This is a genomic window from Citrobacter sp. CK194 (genome assembly GCF_030333395.1).
Lineage (GTDB): Bacteria > Pseudomonadota > Gammaproteobacteria > Enterobacterales > Enterobacteriaceae > Citrobacter_B > Citrobacter_B koseri.
On sequence record NZ_JAOWGA010000018.1, the window covers coordinates 832,242 to 855,256 of the forward strand.

23 protein-coding genes are annotated in these 23,015 nt (G+C 54.3%); 9 read left to right on the forward strand and 14 right to left on the reverse strand.

Annotation, left to right across the window (positions count from 1 at the left end; genetic code table 11):
• The first annotated feature begins 23 nt into the window (after positions 1 to 23).
• Positions 24 to 1,376, forward strand: a complete 1,353-nt coding sequence (gene pdxR / locus OGX80_RS15715) for a MocR-like pyridoxine biosynthesis transcription factor PdxR (protein WP_115181242.1) — start codon at positions 24 to 26, stop codon at positions 1,374 to 1,376.
• Between the two features lie 33 nt (positions 1,377 to 1,409).
• Here the strand turns inward: pdxR and OGX80_RS15720 are convergent, their stop codons facing one another.
• Complete coding sequence (locus OGX80_RS15720; RefSeq protein ID WP_115181243.1) at positions 1,410 to 1,736, reverse strand: ElaB/YgaM/YqjD family protein; 327 nt, start codon at positions 1,734 to 1,736, stop codon at positions 1,410 to 1,412.
• A gap of 162 nt (positions 1,737 to 1,898) precedes the next feature.
• Here OGX80_RS15720 and OGX80_RS15725 point away from each other — a divergent pair, with 162 nt between their 5' ends.
• Complete coding sequence (locus OGX80_RS15725) at positions 1,899 to 2,255, forward strand: DUF2002 family protein (RefSeq protein WP_012134782.1); 357 nt, start codon at positions 1,899 to 1,901, stop codon at positions 2,253 to 2,255.
• 39 nt (positions 2,256 to 2,294) lie between these two features.
• On the opposite strand, the gene alaE is transcribed toward OGX80_RS15725, so the two are convergent.
• A complete protein-coding gene (gene alaE / locus OGX80_RS15730; protein ID WP_024130879.1) occupies positions 2,295 to 2,744 on the reverse strand; it encodes an L-alanine exporter AlaE in 450 nt (149 codons plus the stop codon).
• A gap of 509 nt (positions 2,745 to 3,253) precedes the next feature.
• Between alaE and stpA the strand changes: the two genes are divergently transcribed.
• Positions 3,254 to 3,655, forward strand: a complete 402-nt coding sequence (gene stpA, locus OGX80_RS15735) for a DNA-binding protein StpA (protein WP_114848685.1) — start codon at positions 3,254 to 3,256, stop codon at positions 3,653 to 3,655.
• 107 nt (positions 3,656 to 3,762) lie between these two features.
• Here stpA and OGX80_RS15740 read toward each other — a convergent pair whose 3' ends face one another.
• The gene (locus OGX80_RS15740) at positions 3,763 to 4,290 is read right to left on the reverse strand and encodes a rhodanese family protein (protein ID WP_115181245.1); all 528 of its coding nucleotides are present in this window, start codon (positions 4,288 to 4,290) and stop codon (positions 3,763 to 3,765) included.
• A gap of 190 nt (positions 4,291 to 4,480) precedes the next feature.
• On the opposite strand from OGX80_RS15740, the gene lysM reads away from it, so the two are divergent.
• The gene (gene lysM / locus OGX80_RS15745; protein WP_012134776.1) at positions 4,481 to 4,930 is read left to right on the forward strand and encodes a peptidoglycan-binding protein LysM; all 450 of its coding nucleotides are present in this window, start codon (positions 4,481 to 4,483) and stop codon (positions 4,928 to 4,930) included.
• A gap of 6 nt (positions 4,931 to 4,936) precedes the next feature.
• On the opposite strand, the gene csiR is transcribed toward lysM, so the two are convergent.
• The 6 genes from csiR to glaH form a co-directional block, all read right to left on the reverse strand.
• Entirely contained in the window at positions 4,937 to 5,629 is a 693-nt protein-coding gene (csiR, locus tag OGX80_RS15750) for a DNA-binding transcriptional regulator CsiR (protein ID WP_047461758.1), read from the reverse strand.
• Positions 5,630 to 5,685: 56 nt separating this feature from the next.
• A complete protein-coding gene (gabP, locus tag OGX80_RS15755; protein ID WP_286471320.1) occupies positions 5,686 to 7,086 on the reverse strand; it encodes a GABA permease in 1,401 nt (466 codons plus the stop codon).
• A 129-nt stretch (positions 7,087 to 7,215) separates the two neighbouring features.
• Positions 7,216 to 8,499 (reverse strand): 4-aminobutyrate--2-oxoglutarate transaminase, encoded by a 1,284-nt coding sequence (gene gabT / locus OGX80_RS15760; RefSeq protein WP_012134773.1) that lies wholly within the window; start codon positions 8,497 to 8,499, stop codon positions 7,216 to 7,218.
• Between the two features lie 24 nt (positions 8,500 to 8,523).
• Positions 8,524 to 9,972: an NADP-dependent succinate-semialdehyde dehydrogenase gene (gene gabD / locus OGX80_RS15765; protein WP_058667994.1), complete on the reverse strand. Its 1,449-nt coding sequence runs from the start codon at positions 9,970 to 9,972 to the stop codon at positions 8,524 to 8,526.
• A gap of 23 nt (positions 9,973 to 9,995) precedes the next feature.
• Entirely contained in the window at positions 9,996 to 11,264 is a 1,269-nt protein-coding gene (lhgD, locus tag OGX80_RS15770) for an L-2-hydroxyglutarate dehydrogenase (RefSeq protein ID WP_047461764.1), read from the reverse strand.
• A gap of 27 nt (positions 11,265 to 11,291) precedes the next feature.
• Entirely contained in the window at positions 11,292 to 12,269 is a 978-nt protein-coding gene (gene glaH / locus OGX80_RS15775; protein WP_115181247.1) for a glutarate dioxygenase GlaH, read from the reverse strand.
• A 254-nt stretch (positions 12,270 to 12,523) separates the two neighbouring features.
• On the opposite strand from glaH, the gene OGX80_RS15780 reads away from it, so the two are divergent.
• Positions 12,524 to 13,999 carry an alpha/beta hydrolase gene (locus OGX80_RS15780; RefSeq protein ID WP_233644191.1) on the forward strand — a complete coding sequence of 492 codons (1,476 nt, stop codon included), beginning with the start codon at positions 12,524 to 12,526 and terminating at the stop codon, positions 13,997 to 13,999.
• A 36-nt stretch (positions 14,000 to 14,035) separates the two neighbouring features.
• On the opposite strand, the gene OGX80_RS15785 is transcribed toward OGX80_RS15780, so the two are convergent.
• The 3 genes from OGX80_RS15785 to OGX80_RS15795 are packed head-to-tail and all read right to left on the reverse strand — an operon-like array spanning position 14,036 to position 16,984.
• On the reverse strand, positions 14,036 to 15,550 hold the full coding sequence (locus tag OGX80_RS15785) for a tripartite tricarboxylate transporter permease (protein ID WP_115181249.1): 1,515 nt from the start codon (positions 15,548 to 15,550) through the stop codon (positions 14,036 to 14,038).
• Positions 15,551 to 15,560: 10 nt separating this feature from the next.
• Entirely contained in the window at positions 15,561 to 15,995 is a 435-nt protein-coding gene (locus tag OGX80_RS15790; protein ID WP_160880288.1) for a tripartite tricarboxylate transporter TctB family protein, read from the reverse strand.
• 11 nt (positions 15,996 to 16,006) lie between these two features.
• Positions 16,007 to 16,984, reverse strand: coding sequence for a Bug family tripartite tricarboxylate transporter substrate binding protein (locus tag OGX80_RS15795; RefSeq protein ID WP_012134765.1), 978 nt, complete (start codon positions 16,982 to 16,984; stop codon positions 16,007 to 16,009).
• A gap of 152 nt (positions 16,985 to 17,136) precedes the next feature.
• On the opposite strand from OGX80_RS15795, the gene tctD reads away from it, so the two are divergent.
• Both tctD and OGX80_RS15805 read left to right on the forward strand, forming a co-directional pair.
• The gene (gene tctD / locus OGX80_RS15800; protein ID WP_012134764.1) at positions 17,137 to 17,811 is read left to right on the forward strand and encodes a transcriptional regulator TctD; all 675 of its coding nucleotides are present in this window, start codon (positions 17,137 to 17,139) and stop codon (positions 17,809 to 17,811) included.
• On the forward strand, positions 17,798 to 19,210 hold the full coding sequence (locus OGX80_RS15805; RefSeq protein WP_047461775.1) for a sensor histidine kinase: 1,413 nt from the start codon (positions 17,798 to 17,800) through the stop codon (positions 19,208 to 19,210). Before tctD ends, OGX80_RS15805 begins: the two co-directional genes overlap by 14 nt.
• A 91-nt stretch (positions 19,211 to 19,301) precedes the next feature.
• Here the strand turns inward: OGX80_RS15805 and OGX80_RS15810 are convergent, their stop codons facing one another.
• A complete protein-coding gene (locus tag OGX80_RS15810; RefSeq protein WP_012134762.1) occupies positions 19,302 to 19,658 on the reverse strand; it encodes a KPN_00521 family repetitive protein in 357 nt (118 codons plus the stop codon).
• Between the two features lie 273 nt (positions 19,659 to 19,931).
• Between OGX80_RS15810 and OGX80_RS15815 the strand changes: the two genes are divergently transcribed.
• Complete coding sequence (locus OGX80_RS15815; RefSeq protein ID WP_012134761.1) at positions 19,932 to 21,233, forward strand: AAA family ATPase; 1,302 nt, start codon at positions 19,932 to 19,934, stop codon at positions 21,231 to 21,233.
• Between the two features lie 15 nt (positions 21,234 to 21,248).
• Positions 21,249 to 21,935, forward strand: coding sequence for an RloB family protein (locus OGX80_RS15820; protein ID WP_058667989.1), 687 nt, complete (start codon positions 21,249 to 21,251; stop codon positions 21,933 to 21,935).
• A gap of 127 nt (positions 21,936 to 22,062) precedes the next feature.
• Here OGX80_RS15820 and OGX80_RS15825 read toward each other — a convergent pair whose 3' ends face one another.
• Entirely contained in the window at positions 22,063 to 22,896 is an 834-nt protein-coding gene (locus OGX80_RS15825; protein ID WP_047463948.1) for a MurR/RpiR family transcriptional regulator, read from the reverse strand.
• Positions 22,897 to 23,015: the final 119 nt, after the last annotated feature.

Sequence of the window (23,015 nt, forward strand, 5' to 3'; positions counted from 1 at the left end):
AGACCATAAAGGATCGTTCACCTGTGCCACGCTACCAGCAAATCGCCCGTCAGTTAAAAAACGCCATTGAGCATGGCGAACTCAAGGCCGGGGCGCGTTTGCCGTCCAGCCGGACATGGTCGCAAGAGTTAGGCGTTTCACGCTCGACGGTCGAAAACGCGTACGGCGAGCTGGTGGCGCAAGGCTGGCTGGAGCGGCGCGGGCAGGCCGGTACGTTTGTCAGCGGGCATGTACGTCCAGAAAAAACGGTCGCTACGCCTGCCGTTTTCGCCGGAGAAAGCCAGACGCCCGATCCATTTCAAATGGGATTACCTGCGCTGGATCTTTTCCCGCGTGAGATTTGGGCGCGGGTGATGGGGCGTCGCCTGCGTACGCAGACCCGTTTTGATCTCGCGTTGGGCGATGTCTGCGGCGAAGCGGTTTTGCGCGAAGCTATTGTCGATTATCTGCGGGTGTCGCGCAGTATTGAATGCCTGCCGGAACAGGTGGTTATCACTTCCGGCTATGCGTCCTCAATGACCCTTATCCTGCGCGCACTGGCGAAACCTGGAGAAGGCATGTGGGTTGAAGATCCCGGGTTTCCCCTTATTCGCCCGGTGATTGCCCAGGAAAATGTCGGGCTGATGCCGGTTCCGGTCGATGATCATGGACTGAATGTGGCGGCAGGTATTCACGATTACCCGCAGGCGCGTTTTGTGTTGCTAACGCCGGCCCACCAAAGCCCGCTCGGCGTGGCGCTCTCTTTAACCCGTCGCCGCCAGTTACTTGAATGGGCGGCGAGCGCGCAGGCATGGATTATCGAAGACGATTATGACAGTGAATTTCGTTACCACGGCAAGCCGCTTCCGCCGCTGAAAAGCCTCGATGCGCCGCAGCGGGTGATCTATGCCGGAACGTTTAGCAAGTCGCTGTTTCCGGCGCTGCGTACCGCATGGCTGGTGGTTCCGCTTAATCAGGTGGCGCGTTTTCGTCAGCTGGCGGGGCTGATGGCCTGTAGCGTGCCGGTACTGTGGCAGCAGACGCTGGCGGATTTTATCCGCGATGGTCATTTCTGGCGGCATTTGAAAAAGATGCGCCAGCATTACGCCAGGCGACGGCTTTGGATGGAAGAGGCGCTGCGTGAGCAGGGATTCGCCGTTGTCCCGCAGGAAGGCGGCATTCAGCTGGTGGTTGCGGTGGATGCTGATGACCGGTTGCTGACGGCGAAAGCCAATCAGGCCGGATTAGCGGTGCAGGCATTGAGCCGCTGGCGGCTTCAGTCAGAAGGAAGGGGAGGACTGCTGCTGTCGTTTACCAACATCACTTCAGCGGAAATGGCAAAACAGGTCGCACGTCAGCTTCGGGAAGCCATAACCGACACGCCGTCGGCCGGATAAGACGCTCTGCGTCGCATCCGGCAAGATTCCCCGTTAACGGCGTAAACTTAACAGCGCCCCGACAACGATGCCGACAGCGGCGGCTGTCCCCATGCTGCACCAGGGTTTTTCTCGCACAAAGGTATCCGCACATCCTACGGCATCACGCGCCGCCTGTTCTACTCGCGTGCGGCCATGCATACGGGCACGGGTTTCTTTCAGCAATGCCTGCGCTTTGCGCCGCGCGGATTCCGCTTCATCTTTGGCATCGCTTCCCCATGATTTCAGCACGTCTTCAAGGGTATCGGCTAATTGACTGACATCGTTCTGAATATCCTGAACATTTTCATCGGCGTCTTTTCGGCTCGGTCGGTTAAGCATATGATCCTCCATTGATTTCGATGTGAACTTCAGTGTAGTCCATATTTTTTATCTTCTGAGGCGCGTCACGGTATATTCGCGAGTTTATGGATTTTTCTGAAAGCGTTGCTAATGCTGGATCGGGTAAGGTAAGCCCGCAGTAAAGGATAACGAGGATAAAATATGTATTTACGACCCGATGAGGTGGCGCGCGTACTTGAAAAAGTGGGTTTTACCGTAGATGTGGTAACACAGAAAGCATACGGTTATCGACGTGGCGAAAATTATGTGTACGTTAATCGTGAAGCGCGTATGGGGCGTACCGCATTAGTGATTCATCCGACGCTAAAAGAACGCAGTTCTTCACTGGCTGAACCCGCTTCGGAAATTAAAACCTGCGATCATTATCATCAGTTCCCGCTTTATTTAGGCGGAGAAATTCACGAACATTACGGCATACCGCACGGCTTTAGTTCACGGATTGCGCTTGAGCGCTATTTGCATGGACTGTTTGGTGAAGCAAAACCAAATTCAAACTAACGAAGCGACTGGCCTTGCCAGTCGCGAAGAAAGCGGGGCTCAGGCTTTAGCCTGGTGGTAGCTGCTGACTTTGAACAGGCGTCGGCAATAATCAAGGAAGTAGCCGTAAACCGCGCCCATCAGCATGGATATCACGATATTCGAACTGACTGCCGCTGTAATCTGGTGCCAGTCTGCGCCGACCGTCAACAAAATCGCGACATAAACTGGAGACTGGAAGGTGACGTAAGCCAGTACATCCGCCAGATTCTTCACCCAACTCGCCGGGCTCGCCTTACGCGCGACGCGCATAATCGCATCACGATACATTCCATAGGGCCACGCGATCAGAATATTGACCGGAATGGCGACCAGACGGGAAGACAGCGACTGTTCAAAGGTCATTCCAGAGAGGAATATCTCGATCAACATGTTCACGACAGAACAATAAACAACCATCGCGAACGTGTCTGCGACTGCATGACGCAAGCGTGACTGCGGTGAGAACATGTTAATGCTCCTTGTAAAAGGGTAAAAATCGCCATTGAACGTGTGGTTGTAGTGATTTAGCGTAGTGCTTTCGCTAATGCATAGCGTATATCTCTACATAATAACTAGCAACTAGTGTAAAATTTTTATTTATTGTTTTTTTGTCGATAAAATACTCTGCCGGTGTCTGTTTTTTGTTCGTTTCGGGATTTTCGTTGTCCGCCGTGACTAATGTTTTCCAAATCAATGGCTTAACTTTTATTGTTTTTTTCGGCGTTTTGCGCAAGCGAGGCGGGAGCGAAAGGGCATCGACGGCTGCTGTTGTGTACGCCGGGGAGGGGCCGCTTTTTTAATTTTGCAGGCGTGCGTTATTCAGGCTGAATATATAACGGCGAAGGCGAATAAATATAAGCGGCGGTGTGCAGGCCAAGATATTGCTGTATATCCCACTCTCTGGAAATATAATCAATAATCGAATATACTTTCTGGCGTAATACTTGTTTTCCCCTGCGTTAAAAGGTTTTATTGTTATGACTTTGATGTTACAGAATTTAAATAATATCCGTACACTGCGCGCAATGGCCCGCGAATTCTCCATTGACGTTCTTGAAGAAATGCTCGAAAAATTCAGGGTTGTCACTAAAGAAAGACGCGAAGAAGAAGAAGAGCAACAGCGTCTGCGCGCTGAACAGCAAGAGAAAATTAATACCTTTCTGGAGATGATGAAAGCCGACGGCATCAAGCCAGAAGACTTATTAAATATGGGGGCGGCAACGCCGCGTTCAGGTAAAAAACGTCAGCCGCGCCCGGCGAAATATCGTTTTACCGATTTTGATGGTGAGACGAAAACATGGACCGGTCAGGGGCGCACGCCTAAGCCGATTGCCCAGGCGCTGGCGGCGGGGAAATCTCTGGATGATTTTCTGATCTAATTTCGCGGTATTTTGCCGGATGAGACGGTGCTTATCCGGCTGATATCAACCTGGTCAGTACAAACCACCCGGCCCGCCGGGGGCTGCGGCGATTCTGGCGCTACCGCTTAATGCGTTCGCCGGTTCCAGGGCATCTTTTCGAGCAGTCGCGCCATGCCGCAGAAACCCGTGAATCCCGCCAGCATTAACCCGGCGCCAACAAAGCCGCTGATCAGGAAGAAACCGCTACTGACGGTGTAACCCAGCGCAACGCCCAGTAGAACCAGCCCTCCGGCGGCAATTTGCACCTGACGCATCAGCGGCAGCGGCTGAGACTTATCTTCCGCCACGGGCAGGCCCGCAGCTTTCCAGCCTTCGATTCCCCCCTCCAGCAGCCAGACTTCTGCGGGGGCGGCGACCGCCTGGAGCGTTGCGGCATTGCCGCTGGTACGCCTGCCTGACTGACAGTGAAAGATGACGCGTTCAGCCCGTAACGCCGCCGGAAAAGCGCCGTGCTCAAGCGTGGAGAGCGGCGCCAGCTGCGCGTCGGGAATATGTTCGCGCAGGTATTCATCGGCGTCACGGATATCAATCAGCGTTGCCCCTTGTACTATCAGCGCCTGTGCTTCGCGCGGGGAAATCGTCCCGGTTGTCATGGTTTCTCCTGGTGGACAATACGGTGTATTTAGCAGCGTAAATCAGCTTCCTGGCAGCGTAAAGGGTGTAAATGAGGAATGTCTTGTTCGCCTTACAGTTTGCGCCAGCAATATGTCATGCCGTTTCCCTGTTAAGCCGCTTCCCTCTGCTACACTCTCTGGGTGTCTATTGTGTACAACCGAGGTAAATATGGGTCTCTTCAATTTTGTGAAAGATGCGGGTGAAAAGCTCTGGGATGCCGTAACCGGAAATCATGATAAAGATGATCTGGCGAAAAAGGTGCAGGAACACTTAAACAAAACCGGTATTCCTGACGCCGATAAAGTCAATGTGCAGGTGACGGACGGTAAAGCGACGGTAACAGGCGACGGTTTAAGTCAGGAAGCGAAAGAAAAAATCCTCATTGCGATCGGGAATATTTCCGGGATCGGCAGTGTGGAAGATCAGGTTAAAACGTCAGCGCCTGCGGCGGAGAGTCAATTTTATACGGTGAAATCAGGCGACACGTTGAGCGCTATTTCAAAACAGGTTTACGGTAATGCCAATCTGTACAACAAAATCTTTGAAGCGAATAAGCCGATGCTGAAAAGCCCGGATAAAATATATCCCGGGCAGGTTTTACGTATCCCGGAAGAGTAACCGGACTCAGCTCTGTTCCTGCTGAAGTTTACCGGCCATCGCCTGTTGAATAATCGGAATTGGCGTCAGTAAATGCTGGCGCATTAATTCGCTGGCGCGTGCGGCATCGCGCGCCAGAATAGCCTCCATAAGCGCCCGATGCTGAATATGTTTATCTTCGAGCATTTCAACGGACAGAACCGTTTTGCGCAGCCAGATAAAACGGTAGCGTGCCGCCAGATCGAAAAGTCGCTCGCGCATTTGCAGCAGATAATGTGAGCCGCAACCGGCAACAATAGCCGTATGAAATGCCTGATGGCGCTGATCCCACTCGTCCAGCATACGTTCGCTGGCATCGCTCGATTCCAGTTTGTTGAGCATATGCGCCCTGGCGAGAATATCGGCTTCCCACTCATCGCCGCCACGCTCAATAGCCAGTTGCACCAGCATGGCTTCCATATTGGCGCGGGCATCGAAAATATCGAGCAGTTCCTGCTCCGACATTGACGCCACGCGATAGCCTTTCTGGTTCACCACCGTGACCAGCCGTTCCGCCACCAGTTGAGAAAGCGCCTCCCGCAACGGCCCCACGCCTAACTCATAGCGTGATGTTAACAGACTCATGCGCAGCTTCTCATCGGGCTGATAAACGCCGCGAATAATATCGTTTTTGAGCCATCGGTATCCATCTATGGCCGTCGGTTGGGCAGAGGCGGTCATGGTACAACTCCTGAATAGCATTGGGCTGATATCCCGGCGCGCGCCGGGACACAGGTCTAACGCGTATTTTGCAACGGCGTTTTTTGCCACAATACCAGTTTTTTCCAGCGGGACATAATCGGCACGGTACAAATGATCCCCAGTCCTAACAGCCCGGTAGAAATCACCTCCAGCTGTTGCGCCGGTCGGAATAGCATCACCACCAGCACAAAGCAGATAAAAGCGATAACCAGCCAGGTCAGCCACGGATAGAGCCACATTTTCAGCTTAATTTCACTCCCTTCCGCCAGCAGGATTTTCCGCATTCTGAGCTGGGAAACCGCAATCACCAGGTAGACGAGCAGGGCGATCGCGCCGGAGCTGTCGATCAGGAATTTAAACACTTTCGCCGGGGCGTAATAATTTACCACCACCGTGAGGAATGCCGCCCCCGTGGATAACAGCACCGCCACATACGGCGTCCTGCTGCGGTTGAGTTTGCCCATAACGGCGGGCGCATCGCCACGACGGCTGAGGGAGTAGAGCATTCTCGACGCCGTATACAGCGCGGAATTCAGGCAACTGGTGACCGACAATAAAATCACGCAGTCCATGATCGCTTTGGCATAAGGAATATTCAGCAATTCCAGTACCGAACGGTAGGAACCAATGTCTTTGAGTCCCGGCATGTTCCACGGGATGAGCGCGACCACCACGAAAATAGAGCACAGGTAGAAGATTGAAATACGCCAGATCACCGAGTTGGTGGCGCGCACGATATGCTTATCCGGCGTGTCGGACTCGGCGGCGGCAATCGTGACAATCTCTGCGCCCATAAATGAGAACATGGTGATCAGCATCGCGCTCAGTACCGCGCCGAAGCCATTGGGCATAAAGCCGCCATGATCCCACAGGCGTGAAACGCCGCTCACGTCTGCGTAGGGATAAAAGCCGCTAATTGCCGCCGCGCCCAGCGCGATAAACGCCAGAATGGCAATCACTTTGCACAGCGCCAGCCAGAATTCGAACTCGCCGTAATTTTTGACGCTCAGCAAATTACTGCCGGTTAATGCGATGGTTATCGCCAGAGAGAACAGCCAGATGGGGACGCCCGGTATCCATGAATGCAGGATGATGGCGGCAATATTGGCCTCCAGCGGGATAACCAGCACCCAGAACCACCAGTACAGCCAGCCGATGGTGTAGCCCGCCCAGGAGCCGATGGCTTTATCCGCATAGGTTGAGAAAGAGCCGGTATCCGGCGTGGCGACGGCCATTTCGGCCAGCATTCGCATAATCATAACGACCAGCAACCCGGCAAACAGGTAAGCCAGCAGTACCGCAGGCCCGGCTTGCGCAATTGCGACGCTGGAACCGACAAACAGACTGGCGCCAATGACGCCGGCGATAGACAGCATGGTGACGTGGCGGGATTTCAGTCCGCCACCTAAAGCATGTGATTCTGACAATTGCCCCATCTTCTTACCCCGTTATTGTTATTGAAGCTGTTGGCTGCTCTTGATGCGTAGGCCCGGTAAGCGGAACGCCACCGGGCATCACAACATTGCCGGATGGCAGCGCAAGCGCCTTATCCGGCCTACAACGACCTAACCTTGCTTCGCCTCATCAAAACACTGAGCGATGATGTCCAGCCCTTGCTGAATTTGCGCTTCTTCGATAGTCAGCGGCACCAGAATGCGCAGCACGTTGTAGTACGGCCCGCAGGAGAGCAGGATCAGCCCTTTATCACGGGCGCGGGCGACGATGTCGGCGGTCAGCTTCGCGTCCGGTTTGCTGCGATCGCCATTTTCAAACAGCTCAATGGCGATCATCGCTCCCGGGCCGCGCACGTCGCCAATCTCGCGGTGCGTTTCAGCAATATTCAGCAGCCCTTTACGCAGGGTTTGCCCCAGGTCTTTGGCTTTTTGCAGCAGGTTTTCCTGCTCGAAAATGTTCAGTACCGCCAGCGCGGCGGCGCAGGCGAGAGGATTACCGGCGTAGGTGCCGCCCAGACCGCCCGGCGGGATGGCGTCCATCACATCGGCGCGACCGGTCACTCCCGCCAGCGGAAAGCCGCCGGCAATCGATTTGGCGAAGGTGGTGAGGTCCGGGGCGACGCCCGTCTGTTCCATCGCAAAAAGCGTACCGGTACGCCCCGCGCCGCTTTGCACTTCATCGGCAATGAGCATGATCCCGTGTTCGTCGCAGAGTGCGCGCAGACGCTGCATAAAAGCGGGCGAGGCCGCATAAAAACCGCCTTCTCCCTGTACCGGTTCAATGATGATGGCGGCAATATCTTCCGGCGCGGCATCGTTTTTAAAGATGCGCTGGATGCTGGCAATCGCGTCATCATCACTGATGCCGTGCAGGGCGCAAGGGTAGAGCGCGCGATAAACGTGGCCTGGCATCAGCCCCATTCCGGCAGAGTAGGGATTGACTTTTCCGGTCAGCGACAGGGTGTAGTGGGTACGGCCATGATAAGCGCCGCTAAAAGCGATGGCGCCGCTACGCTTTGTCGCCGCTCGGGCGATTTTCACCGCGTTTTCCACCGCTTCGGAACCGGTAGTCACCAGCAAGGTTTTCTTCGCGAAATCGCCTGGCACCTTCTGGTTCATGAGTTCGCACAGCTCCAGATACGGCTCGTAGGCGAGCACCTGAAAACAGGTATGCGACAGCTTTTTCAGTTGTGCTTCGACCGCCGAGACGATCTCCGGGTGCAGGTGCCCGGTATTCAACACCGCAATACCGCCTGCAAAATCGAGATACTCGCGGCCTTCCACATCCCAGACTCGGCAGTTTTCCGCGCGATCGGCAAAAATAGGGTGGATCTGTCCTACGCCGCGAGGAACGGCGTTACTGCGGCGATGCATTAATTCTTTATTGCTGCTCATCAGGTGTTCTCCAGTATTGTTTTTTTAAAGACCGATACACATGTATTTGATTTCTAAATAATCTTCGATGCCGTACTTAGAACCTTCGCGGCCAAGACCGGAGGCTTTAATCCCGCCGAATGGCGCGACTTCGTTGGAGATAATGCCGGTGTTGATGCCGACAATGCCGTACTCCAGCGCTTCGCCGACGCGAAACACGCGGCTTAAATCGCGGGCGTAGAAATAGGCCGCCAGACCGAACTCGGTATCGTTCGCCTGCGCGATCGCGTCCGCTTCATCTTTAAAGCGGAATAGCGGGGCGAGGGGGCCGAACGTCTCTTCTTTAGCCACTTTCGCGTTATTGGGGACGTCCACCAGGATGGTGGGCTGGAAGAAGTTGCCGCCGAGCGCATGCGCCTTACCGCCGCAGAGCACTTTTGCGCCTTTCTCCAGCGCGTCGGCGATGTGCTCCTGCACTTTGGCTACCGCTTTTTCGTCAATCAGTGGCCCGGTGGTGACGTCCGCTTGCAGGCCATCGCCGAGATGCAGCTTGCTCACCGCCTGCTGGAGTTTTTCCGCAAAGCGGTCATACACGCCGTCCTGTACATACAGGCGGTTAGCGCAGACGCAGGTCTGCCCGGCATTGCGAAACTTAGAGGCCAGCGCGCCTTCTACGGCGTTATCCAGATCGGCGTCATCAAAGACGATGAACGGCGCGTTGCCGCCCAGCTCCAGCGACACCTTTTTGATGTCTTTCGCACACTGTTCCATCAGTTGACGGCCAATTTCGGTTGAGCCGGTAAACGACAGTTTGCGCACCAGCGGGTTGCTGGTCAGTTCATTGCCGACCGCTCCCGCAGAACCGGTGATGACGTTAAAGACGCCTGCGGGAACCCCGGCGCGGTTCGCCAGTTCAGCCAGCGCCAGGGCGGAAAACGGCGTCTGGCTGGCGGGTTTCAGAACCATCGTACAACCGGCCGCCAGCGCCGGGCCGGCTTTGCGGGTAATCATCGCCGAGGGGAAATTCCACGGCGTGATGGCGGCGGTGACGCCAATCGGCTGCTTGATAACGATCAGGCGCTTATCGGCCTGGTGGCCTGGAATCGTGTCGCCATAGATACGCTTACCCTCTTCGGCAAACCATTCAATAAAGGAGGCGGCATAGCTGATTTCTCCTTTTGCCTCCGCCAGCGGTTTCCCCTGTTCCAGCGTCATCAGGCGGGCGAGATCGTCCTGGTGCTCCATCATCAAATTGAACCAGCGACGCAGAATATTCGCCCGCGCTTTGGCGGTGAGCGCGCGCCAGGCGGGCAGCGCGCGGTTAGCGGCGTCAATGGCTTCGCGGGTCTCTTCTGCCCCCATTTTCGGTACGCTGCCTAACGGCTGACCGTTCGCTGGGTTGGTTACGGCGATCGTGTCGCCGCTTCTGGCGTCGCGCCATTGCCCCTCAATAAACGCCTGCTGGCGGAACAAGGTGGGATCGTTAAGTTGCATGATTGCTTCCTGTCTTAAAAGGGTTAACGGGTGAATGCGGCGTTTAATGAGTCCACGCGACGCGCCGCACGTAGCGTGCGTCCGGGATGACTCTGGCTTGCCAGCAGCGTCTGCACTTTGCTGACGATATGCGCCCCGATGGGAATGGCTGATGTGGCCGCCGGAGAGGGCGCATTGCAGGTGTGAATGGATCGTGGCGTGGTAACAAACAGGAAATCGTCGATCAGCTTGCCATCCGGGGACACCGCCTGCGCCCGCACGCCCGCAGGCCACGGCTGCAAATCTTTTAAGGTCAGGCTGGGGCAATATTTTTGCACCAGCCGCAGATAGCCGCTTTTGCACAGTGAGTTCTTCATCTCGCCAAGCCCTGAGCGCAAATTGTTTTGCAGCACGCGGCGGATGCCGGACGAACCGAAAATTTCCAGCGTATCGGATAATGAAAAATCGCCTTTCCGGTAGCCTTCTCGTTTAAAAGCCAGCACGGCGTTAGGCCCGACGGTAACGCTGCCGTCGATCATCCGGGTGAGGTGGACGCCCAAAAACGGCATCGCCGGATCGGGAATGGGATAGATCAAATGGTTAACGATTTGATTATGCTGCGACGCCAGACGGAAGTATTCGCCACGGAACGGGCAGATGATAAAACCGGGATCGACCCCCAGCATTTTAACCAGCCGGTCGGCCATCAGCCCGGAACAGCTAATCAGGGTTGAGGCTTCGTATATCTGCCCGCCCCGGGTTGTGATCACCACGCCCGCCGCATGTTCCTTCAGCGCGCTGACCTCCGCGTTGTAGACAATCTCACCGCCTTTGGCCTGGAAGATTTTCGCCATCGCCGCCGTCACGTCCCGGTAGCTGACAATCCCGCTGGAGGGGACAAAAATCCCGCCCAGACCGGTAATGTTCGGCTCCCGCTCCCGCAGTTCCGCCGCGCTTAACCACTCGCGTTCCAGGCCGTTTGCCGCCGTGCGATCCCACAGCGCCCGCATCCGCGTCATTTCCAGTTCGGATGTCGCCACCAGCATTTTTCCGCAGGTGTCGTAGCGAATGCCGTTTTGATCGCAAAAGGCTTTGGTGGCGCGATTTCCGGCGAGGCAAAACTGCGCTTTGAGGCTACCGGGAGTGTAGTAGACCCCGGCATGGATCACGCCGCTGTTGTGACCCGTCTGATGACAGGCCGGTTCGGACTCTTTTTCCAGCAGGGCGATGCTGGCGTCTGGATACACATCAATAAGCTGCATGGCGGTCGACATGCCGATAATGCCGCCGCCAATAATTACAAAATCATACATCCGCTCAATTCCTTCGTCTGACCGCGCTTATTGATGAGTCTGGTAGCAATGGGTGGAATAAGCGAAATAACCGCGCTGGCGCATCAGTTCACGGCGCAGATCCGGGTGTGGCGTAAAACGGTCGCGCCCGTGCAGCCAGAACAGGTTGTTAATCAACAGGAATTTACCGACCGGCACCGGAACAGAGAGGATGTTTTTGCTGGTTTCCAGCGCATCGGAGAGATCGCTGAGCCAGACGCCCTCTTCAAAATCTTTTGGCTGGACGAACTGGTCGATATAGCGCATGACCGGGCGCCCCTGCTGGTCAACGTCAAATACCGGATGATAAACATCGTGGCTGACGTTTTTGCTCGGCGGCGCGGCAAAACGCATGGAGCGACGTGCCAGCGGGTGGCTGAAAAAGCGATCCAGATGCTCCCAGTCATCAAGGTGTAGCAACAGTGAATTTCCGCCCGCCATATTTTGTTCGTCGATTTTCATCATCAGCACGTAGTCGGTAACTTCCTCAACGTAGGTGCCGTCGTTATGCAGCTCCATCACGCGGTGCGGTTGTCGCAGGTAGCTGTCTGAATTATCGACGTTCTTCACCACAAAGCGCGCGTAGTACTGGCTGCTCATCGCATCGTAATTAGAACGCCCGATAAGGTGCGCCACCGCCGTCGCCAGCTTGACCATCTCGTCAGCCTGTTCTACGTTGTCGATCCCTTCGGCGTTGATCAGCAGTGCGCCTTCGGCGCGGTTCAGCAGCGTTTTAATAAGCAGCGGCTGTAGCTGGTTGCCACATAAGGCGTCGAGGATCTGACCGACCTTAAAACGTAAAAAGGATTTGTATTCCAGCGCCTGTACCGGCCACTGTTCCACCTGCTGCAAAAATTGCGCCGTCGTTTTTGCGCTAAAGGTCAGTTCCAGCAGACGCGGCGACTGTACGGAAGGGGCGAAGGTAAATCCGGCGTCGCTGCGGGTGACACTATCAGCATTTGTTTTTACGGCGGTCAGTGCATTCATCAGAATCGATCCTCTCAGTAAATGGTCAGGGAGACATGGCGATGCTCATTTCGTAGCCATAAACTAAAAATATCTACATTTTTGATAAACGCATACAAAACTGACGATTTGTTTAATTTTTGTGATCAAAAACAACAAATATTTAACATTATAAATATCAGGGATTAAGAAATGAGACAGGATTTACATCCGCAGCCTAAACTGATTCTGTTTGTGAAATAGCAGATGAGCGGGAGACAGGGATTAAGCCATTGATAAAAAATCTATTCCGACGCCTTAAATGGATGAGTGCCGGACTGGCATCGCTCATCAGGCATGTGGCGTTGACGCTGCTTGTGGTTCTGATCGTTTTTCTTGGCGTGCGGGTTTACCAGACAGAAAGCGGGCCCGATCTTCATCTCTGGCATACCTGGACCGGTAGCGAAATGTCTGCCAACGCGCTGGATAAGGCCACTTTTTCGCAGTACCTGGCGCGGGAAGAAGCGCTGTTTAGCCATCTGAAAACCGGGGTGACGGATAAGCTGAAGCCGGATGAGCAGACGCCCATCAACCGTTTTTACCATAACAGCCGGGTCTGGCCGCCGCAGTTTTCGCCCAACGGCAACCGCTCGTACGTACTCATGCCGCAGGGTAAACCGCGTGGTGTCGCCGTGTTACTGCATGGCTTAACGGATTCGCCCTACAGCATGAAATACGTTGCTAAGGATTATCAGCAGCGTGGCTTTATCGCCGTTGTGCCGCGTCTGCCTGGGCACGGCACCGCGCCCGGCGCGTTAACGGCGGTGGAGTGGGAACAGTGGCTTGCCGCCTCGCGGCTGGCGGTTCGGGAAGCGACGCGGCTTGCGGGGCGAGATGTGCCGTTGCATCTGGTGGGCTACTCAAACGGTGGGGCGCTGGCGCTCAAGTACACGCTGGACGCGCTGGAAGACAACACGTTGCGGCGTCCTCAGCAGCTTATCCTGTTGTCGCCGATGATCGGCGTGACGGCATTCGCCCGTTTTGCCGGACTGGCGGGTTTGCCTGCGCTCTTTCCGCCGTTTGCCAAAGCGGCGTGGTTGAACGTCACGCCAGAATATAATCCGTTCAAATATAACTCGTTTCCGGTTAACGCCGCGCGTCAGTCTTATCTGTTGACAAAAGCATTACAACAGCAGATTTCGCGGGATGCGCGAAGCTCCCGCCTTAACGAACTGCCGCCGGTGTTGACCTTCCAGTCAATTATGGATTCCACGGTGAGTACCCGTGCGGTGGTGGATTCGTTTTATCGTTATCTTGGCAATAACGGCAGTGAGCTGGTGCTGTTCGATATCAATCAGGCCGCCAGCTTGCGTCCGCTGTTGCGCACCTCATCGTATACCGCCATTACTCAGTTGTTACCGCCTGCGCCGCGCAACTATCGCACAACCATCATCACGAATGCGACGCCGGAAACGCTGAACGTCGTGGCGCGCGATACCCCGGCCGGGGAGCATGTGGAGCAGGTTCAGCCGTTACCGTTGGCCTGGCCGCAGGAGATGTATTCGCTGTCGCATGTGGCGGTGCCGTTTCCGCTCAGTGATTCGCTGTATGGTCTGCAACCGGACGAACTGAACCGCTATGGAATCAGTATCGGGACTATCGCGCTGCGCGGGGAAACGTCCACGCTGGCGGTGGGGCTGGATACGCTGATGCGCGTGACGTCGAATCCTTTCTTCCCGTATATGCTACAGCGGATTGAGGCGCGACAGTGATGATTGCCGGATGGCGCAACACCATCCGGCAATCCGTTAGCCGATATCCACCTGTGGCTTGCTGTTGCGCTTGCGGAGCAGGCGCAGCAGCGGCGGGATGATAATCACCGCTATCGCCATTGTCAGCAGCGCTTTCGTCACACCGCTCTCCCACAAAATCGCCATATTGCCGTTGCTGATAGAGAGCGCGCGGCGCAGGTTCTGCTCCAGCATTTCGCCCAGCACAAAGCCGAGGATCAGCGGCGACATGGGGAAGTGCATTTTGCGCAGAATGTAGCCCAGTATGCCGAGCGCTACCATCAGCACCAGATCGAACGTGGTGCTGTGTACCGCGTACACGCCGACCGCAGACACGGCGGCAATCGCCGGGACAAGGAACCACAGCGGGATGGTCAGCATACGGGTGAACATGCCAATTAGCGGGATGTTCATGACCAGCAGCATCACGTTGGCGATCAGCAGCGCGGCGATCAGCCCCCAGACGATATCCGGCTGTTCGGTGAACATCGCAGGCCCTGGCGTGATGTTATACAGCGTCAGCGCTCCCATCATTACCGCCGTGGTGCCGGAACCCGGAACGCCGAGCGTCAGCATGGGGATGAATGAACCGCAGGCCGACGCGTTGTTAGCGGCTTCCGGTGCCGCCACGCCACGGATATCGCCTTTACCGAAGCTGTCGCTGTTGCCGCTGATCTTCTTCTCGGTCATGTAGGTGATGGCGCTGGCGATGGTGGCGCCTGCGCCCGGCAGCACGCCGACGAAGAAGCCAATCACCGATGAGCGTAACGTTGCGCCCACGCACTGCGCCCCTTCTTTGGCGTTAAACAACATGCGCCCGGTTTTGCGTACCAGTTTCTGGCCGCTGCTGGTATGTTCCAGCATTAATAGAATTTCTGAGACAGAGAACAAACCGATCACCACCACGATGAACTGCACACCGTCGGAGAGATGTACGCTGTCAAAAGTAAAGCGATAAACCCCGGTGTTGGCGTCTACGCCGACGGTCGCCAGACCCAGACCGATCAGCGCTGCCAGAAATGATTTCAGTGGATTTTGCGCCATCATGCTGCCGAGGCAGGCGATGGCAAAGACCATCAGCGCAAAGTATTCCGCCGGGCCAAACGCCAGCGACCATTGCGCCAGTAACGGCGCGAACAGGATGATCCCGCCGATGGCGATAAGCGATCCAAAAAATGAACTGACCGCCGAGATGGAAAGCGCGACGCCGCCGCGCCCCTGTTGCGCCATCGGATAACCGTCGAGCGCGGTCATGATCGCCGCCGCATCGCCAGGCACGTTGAGCAGAATCGACGAAATACGTCCGCCGTATTCACAGCCGATATAAACCGTAGCCAGCAGGATCAGCGCGGACTCCGCAGGCAGATGCAGGGCGAAAGCCAGCGGCAGTAAAATCGCCACGCCGTTAATCGGGCCAAGACCCGGCAGCAGGCCGACAATGGTGCCGACGAAGCAGCCGATCAGCGCGATCACCAGGTTTTCCGGCGTCATTGCCACCGCAAAACCCTGAGAAAGATATATCCAGGTATCCATCGTTTCTCCGTTAACTCAGCCAGGCGCCGAGAGGTAAGGTGACGTCAAGCAGACGGTCGAAGGCATACCACAGCAGGATGCCGAGAACCGCGCCGGAAATGCCCGCAGCCGGGATTGTTGCGCCGAACAGAATGCCGATGACCAGGGTGAGAATGGCGGTGGCAACCGGGAAGCCCAGCCACTCAAATCCCCAGGCGTACATCAGCAGGACAATCACCATCGTGAGCAGCTTTTGCAGCACATGGTGGTGAGGCCAGCTAACGGTATCGGGATGACGCAATAACAGCGCCAGCGCGCAGAGCGCCATCAGACCGATAATGCCCAGCGGAAACGGGCGAGGGCCGACCGGTTCGTAGCTGTATTCACTCTGAATCTGCCAGGCGATGAACAGCCCGGCAACGCAGAGCAACAGCCAGATACCTGCAAAAATACGATCGCTCATGATTGCCTCCAGGTTTATTTCGCGAGGCCGAAGGCTTTCGCCTGCTCGCGGTAATCGGCGACCTGCTTTTTGACGTAGTCGTCAAGCTGCTTGCCGGTCATGTCGAATGCAAACAGGCCGCGCAGCTCACGCTGCTTTTTAAACTCGTCGGTCTGCTGGAGCTTTTGGAAGGTCTCTACCCACCACTGGTAGTCGGCATCGCTGACTTTTGGCCCCACGTAGAAGCCGCGAATGATCGGCCAGACCAGGTCGTATCCTTGCTCTTTGGCGGTCGGGACGTTGGCTAACTGACCCGGCAGGCGTTCTTCAGAAAATACCGCCAGCACGCGAATTTTATCGCCGCTCAGGTAAGGCACCATTTCACTGAGATCGCCGGAAACCACCTGCACATGGTTGCCCATCAGCGCAGTGACCGGCTCGCCGCCGCCTTCAAACGCCACGTAGCGCATCTTGTGCGGATCGACATTGGCCTTTTGCGCCAGCAGCGCCGACTTCATCCAGTCCTGGCTGCCAATCGATGCGCCAGCGCCAATCACCACGCTGTCAGGATTTTTCTCCATCGCGGCGAGTAGATCTTTTAGCGACTTCCACGGGGAGTCGGCGCGCACGGCGATCATGCCGTAATCAGTACCGGCGCTCGCCAGCCAGCGCACGTCATCCACGCCGTAACGACCAAATTTCCCCTGCGACAGATTAAGCAGCGAGCCGCCGGAGAAGGCGACGACCGTCCCCGGTTCGCCAGGACGCTGGGCGACGATAGCGTTATAGGCGACCGCGCCGACGCCGCCCGGCATGTAGGTGACGCGCATCGGTTTTTCGATAGCGCCAGTTTCCATCATGCTCACCTGAATTAGCTTACAGGTGAGGTCAAACCCGCCGCCGGGTTTGGCCGGGGCGATACATTCAGTACGCGACGGCGCGTCCTGCGCCAGTACAGCGGTGCTCATCAGTAAAACGCTGGCAGTAAGGGCACGAAGTAATTGTTTTTTCATTGTTTATCCTCACGCGGACGTCCGAGTTTTCAGATACGGAAGAAGATTTTTGTGATTATGTGAGCCGACATGTAGCAGTTCGGTTGCGTGATTGTTAAAACAATAACCTTTCAATTCCCTTTCAATGCGGCAGAAACTTTACAGGATGTGATATGCGTCTCTTATTAGCGGAAGATAACCGTGAACTGGCTCACTGGCTGGAAAAAGCGCTGGTGCAGAACGGTTTTGCCGTGGACTGCGTATTCGATGGCCAGGCGGCCGATCATCTTCTGCACACTGAGACCTATGCGCTGGCGGTGCTCGACATCAACATGCCGGGGCTGGACGGACTGGAAGTGGTGCAGCGCCTGCGCAAGCGTGGACAAACGCTGCCGGTGCTGCTGCTGACGGCGCGCAGCGCGGTGGCGGATCGGGTGAAAGGGCTGAACGTCGGAGCGGATGACTATCTGCCAAAACCGTTTGAGATTGAAGAACTTGATGCGCGGCTGCGGGCATTACTGCGGCGCAGCGCGGGTCAGGTGCAGGAGTTGCAGCAGCTTGGCGATCTGGCGTTTCACGATGAAGGTTACTTTTTGCTTCAGGCGCAGCCGCTGGCGCTGACCCCGCGTGAGCAGGCGTTGCTGACGGTATTGATGTACCGCAGAACGCGACCGGTGTCGCGCCAGCAGCTGTTTGAACAGGTCTTCAGCCTGAGCGATGAGGTCAGCCCGGAGAGCATCGAACTCTATATCCATCGTCTGCGGAAAAAATTGCAGGGCAGTAACGTGCGGATCACCACCCTGCGTGGGCTGGGTTACGTGCTGGAGTGCGGCGATGAGGTGGGCTAAACCCCAGTCGCTGTACCTGCAACTGTTGCTGTTCCTCGGATTGCCGCTGGTGCTGCTGTGGGGGTTGTCGGCATTTAACAGCTACGTTAGCGCGCTACAGGCCGCGACGCAGGCCTACGACAGGACGCTGCTCTCTTCTGCGAGAACGGTGGCGGAACGGCTGGTGGTGCGCCACGACAAACTGGAGGTGAATGTCCCCTGGGTGGTGCTCGACAGCTTTGAACTCAACATGAACGATCGTCTCTATTACAAAGTCGTGGACCCGGGCGGCAAGGTGATCTCCGGTTATGACGATCTGCCCGCGATGCCGCCTTCCACCTCGCGAACCCGGCTCTACCCGGCGCTGGCGTGGTTTTATCACACCCAGTATCGCGGACAGGCGATCCGCGTGGCGCGTCTGCTCCAGCCGGTAAATGAAGGGGCGATATTCGGGATGGCGGAGATCTACGTTGCCGAGACGCTACAGTCCCGGCGCTATCTGGCCGGGCAACTGCTGTTCTCCTCATGGGTGTCGCAAGGGCTGCTGGTGCTGCTGACATTGATTCTCGTTGGCTGGCTGCTGCGACGCATTCTGAAGCCGATGCGCCAGCTCTCCTCGCTGATGGTGCGTCGTGAACCGGGCCTGCTGACGCCCTTGCCGGAACTGCTGCCCTGGTCAGAGACCCGGCTGCTGATCGTCGCCTTTAACCGCTACATTGATCGCCTGCGCGCGCTGATCTCCCGTCAGGAACGCTTTAGCGCCGATGCGTCCCATCAGTTAAAAACGCCGCTGGCCGTATTGAAAACGCAGGCAGCGGTGGCGTTAGCCAGTCAACAGCCGCAGCAGTGGCACGAAAGTTTACGGGCGATGAGCGCGACGCTGGATAGCACGATTTTGCTGACGGAGCGGCTGTTGCAACTGTCGGCGGTGAAACGTAAAGAGCAGGGGGAGCGACAGTTCTTGCCGGTTAATCTGTATGAGGTGGTGCAGATGAGCTGTTTTAGCCGTCTGGCGCAGGCGCGCAGCAAAGCTATCGATCTGGGGTATGAAGGTGAGCAAGAGGCGGTGTGGATTGAAGGGGATGACGTTTTGCTCGGCGAGCTGTGCGCGAATTTGCTGGATAATGCGCTGAAATATACGCCGTCGCAGGGAACGGTAACGGCACGGCTATTGCGGGATGGCGAGGCTGTTGTACTGGTGGTGGAAGACAATGGGCCAGGGATTGACGCTGAGCAGATCCCGCAGGCGCTGATGCCGTTTCATCGGCTTGCTAACGTGGGGAATGAGAGCGGGGCGGGGATCGGTCTGGCGCTGGTCAACGACATTGCCCGCCTGCACCGTACCCATCCGCAGCTGTCGCGCAGTGAAACGCTGGGCGGCCTGCGTGTGCGGGTGCGGTTTTTAACGACGGCGCAGTAAATAAAAACGTCATCACCGCAGGCCGGATAAAGGGTGGTTCGTGGGAATAAAAAAAGCCGCATTAGCGGCTTTTTTCTCATGTCAGGCAAAATTATTCGCTGACTTTTTTCTCAAGTTCTGCTGCGCCTTCTTTGGTTTTGTTCCAGCCTTTCTCAGCACCTTCTTTCGTGGCATTCCAGCCTTTTTCGGTGCCTTCTTTGGTCTTATTCCAGGCCTTCTGCGAGCCTTCACTCACTTTACTGCTCAGGTTGTCGCTTTTACCTTCAGCGGCATGTTCAGATTTCAGTTTCAGCTCTTCACCCTGATTCTGCGCCTGGTGCAGTTTCTCTTTGGCGGTATTTGCGCTTTCATGAGCGGCTGCAACGTCGTTATCGGTCGCGTGTGTGGTCGCAGCAAAAACAGGGGAAGCCAGCAGAAGTGCAGATAAGGCGATCATTGTTTTTTTCATAAGAACCTCGCTTAACGTTATCAGTTATATGCGTGGTTAAGCATGACACGGCAGAAAGGCGGTGGCTTTAGGAATAAACTGTAATTGAATCAATGAGGTCTGGATGTGGGAGCGACGGGGGCTCCGTAGGGGGTCGTGAATATTGTAGAAACTGCCGTGATAAGCGGTCATATGGGTTGACAATCAGACAACGTTGATCTGGCAATCGGGAAGGTTGCGTGATAGGCTTTAACCGGAAAATTTGTGATTTTTTCACAAAAAAAGGAGTTATAAATGCTTATTGAATTTTCAGTGCAGAATTTTAAAGTTTTTAGCCAAAAACAAACTTTATCGATGGCTGCTAAAAAATCTTATAAAGAGCATCCAGAGACGACGGCAACAGCTGAGCATTTTGATGATCTGCTGATTAATAAGGTCGCAGTAATTTATGGTGCTAACGGCGCGGGCAAAAGTAGTTTTGTTGAAGCTTTAGATTTTCTGCAATCCTATATCCTTAGAGGGTTTGCTGATAGTTCACAGAATGATTCAATAAGAACGCGGTTTATCGACAGAGAAATACCTAAATTTATTTTTGATGAGGAACAGTTAACCGCGCCTACTGATTTTGAGATCAGTTTTATCGGCACGACCGGTGAACGGTATCAGTATACGTTATCTATCGGTACAGACGCGATAGAAGCTGAAGGTTTATGGGTTTACTCAAAAAAAGGGGTAAGACCAAAGACGATTATCTCCAGAGTATATAATGCTGAAACCAATGAATTCGAATACTACTGCCCATCGTTGCAGATAGATAAAAAAACGTATGAAGTGGCGATAGAAAAAGCCAATAACAGCAAACGCTCGCCATTCGTATCCATTCTGCATGCTTATGATGTCTCACAACTGGATGAGTTTATTAACTGGTTCAGAGGCGATTTAATTGTATCCAGTAATCGCAATGATGATGTTTTCCGAATGGCATCCAGATACTCTTTTTTAGACGATCTGGCTGATGGCGATGAACAGAAAAAAAATAAAATACTTGAGTTTTTAAACAAGTTTGATCTTTCTATTTCTGATATTTCGGTAACGAAAAAGAACGTGACGTTACCTGATGAGATGCCAGAAGAAATGAAAAAAATGATATTGAGCGATGTCGGTTTTCAAATTGTTTTAGAACATACGACGTCCAGCGGTATCAAGAAAAACATCCCTTATGAAAGATTATCTTCGGGAACGAAGAAGTTATTCGATCTATCAGGCATTCTTTTACTGTGCTGTGAGGCCGGTGAAAAAAGCGTACTGGTTCTTGATGAGTTTGAATCATCGCTCCACCCTTATATCGTCAGAGCGATTTTTGAGTTAATGGTCAAACACTCTGAACGTCTTTTGCAGCTGATTCTCACAACGCATTCAAACGTTCTATTAGATACGGAAAAACTCGTCAGACGGGATCAAATATGGTTCCTGGAGAAAAATAGCGAGCTTGAAACCGTGCTTTATCCACTGAGCGATTTTGCCCCCAGGTTTGAGGACTCTATTATAAAAGGCTGGGATTTGGGTAAATTTGGTGGCGTTCCTTTTTTGGGGTGAATGATGGCCAGGAAAATGAAAGAGTTAATTTCTCCTTCTGCATTGAAAAAACGAGGCAGCGGTAAAGTTAAATCTGAGCGTAAGAAAACCCTGATCGTTTGCGAAGGTACGGAGACCGAACCAACCTATTTTAAGGATATGGTTAAAGACCTTAAAATAGCGAATACAGACGTTTATATTGAACCTGGGCGCCATTCAAACCCAAGTAGCGTTGTACGCACCGCCATTGATCTTTATGAGCAGGATCTTGAATTTGAGCTGATTTATTGCCTAATTGATACGGATGAGTTTGGGAAAGATATTGACCTGGCAGCCAGTATGTTAAAAGAACATACTTTTTCACGGCGTAAAAAGTCCCTTGGTGGCGACCGGTATCCTCAGGCGAAGATCCTGCGTTCTGATCCCTGCATCGAGGTCTGGTTTTTACTCCATTATGAAGTGTTAAGACGGCCATTTGTTAAAGCAAATAAAAGCGCGGCACAGAACTGCAAGGAATACCTTAAAAATACGCATTTGAAAGATTATAGCGAAAAGTATAGTGGACTCTATAGCCTAATAAAGAAAAATGGTCTTAAGGCGTGTGAGGAAAGCGCCAGGCTCAGAGCATGGCTTGAGAAGAACGATTGTATCAATCCGTTTACGCAGATTGATGAGTTATATCTGGATTTACATGAAAAAGTTTTCGCGCCAGCGAAAAGATAAATAAAGAGTAACACTACACACGAAAAAACGTTGCGTTTGTGCCCCTGTAAAGGGGCATTTTGAATTAACGCATGATCAAAAAATAACGCTATTTTAAGCAATATTATCTTCGTCCACGCCTTAACGATTATTTATGGCTGTTTCCCTGCCTGTAAGCCAGAGCGACAACCAATGACTGCACCAGACAAAGCGTCGCGGATTGTGAGCGAAAAGCGTCTACCTGCGCCTCTTTGACTACAAAGCAGAGATCGCTGAAGGTCGCCAGTGGGCTTATCTGACTGTCGGTAATGACAATTTGCTTTGCGCCGACGCTGGCTGCGGTTTCGCTGACCATGACCGTCTCTTCTGCGTAAGGGGAAAAGCTGATGGAGATAACGATATCGCGACTCTTGATTCGGCTGATTTGCTCTCGCAGCATCCCCCCCATGCCATCAAGCAGTATTGGGCGGCATTCAAGGTGGCTGAGCGCGTAAGTCAGATAGGCGGCCACGCTAAAGGAGCGCCGCAGGCCAGCGATATAAATCGTGTCGGCCTCCGCCAGTAATTGAACGGCGCGTTGCAGCATGTCGGGATCGGTACGCGACGCCAGCTGTTGCAGCGCCTGAGCATTCGAACGGGCAAATTCTTGCAGGATGTCTAACGGCGTTTCCGGTACGGATTCGCTCTCCATCTCTCTGAACAGCCGCGCGCGATCGCTGTAGCTGGCCGTTTCTTCCACCAGGTTCATACGAAACAGTTGTTTCATTTCGTTGAAACCGGTGAAGTCAAACGCGTTGGCGAAACGGATAAGCGTCGATGGCGGTACGTCCGCCCGCTCGGCTATGACGGCGACGGTATCGAACGCTACGCTGTTAGTGTTATCCAGCACATAGCGGGACACCTGCTGCAATCGTTTACTGAGACTATCGTAACGGTCGCGAATTTGCTGCTGTAGCTCGCTCAGACTGGATGCTGTCGTCATGTTATCCCCCATACTTAGTTTTCTGATTCTAAACGCAAAACCGTACATTTTAAATGTTAGCGATACATCCGGCCCGGCGATGCAGCCTGTTAACATAAAAATCCATTCCTGATCACAAT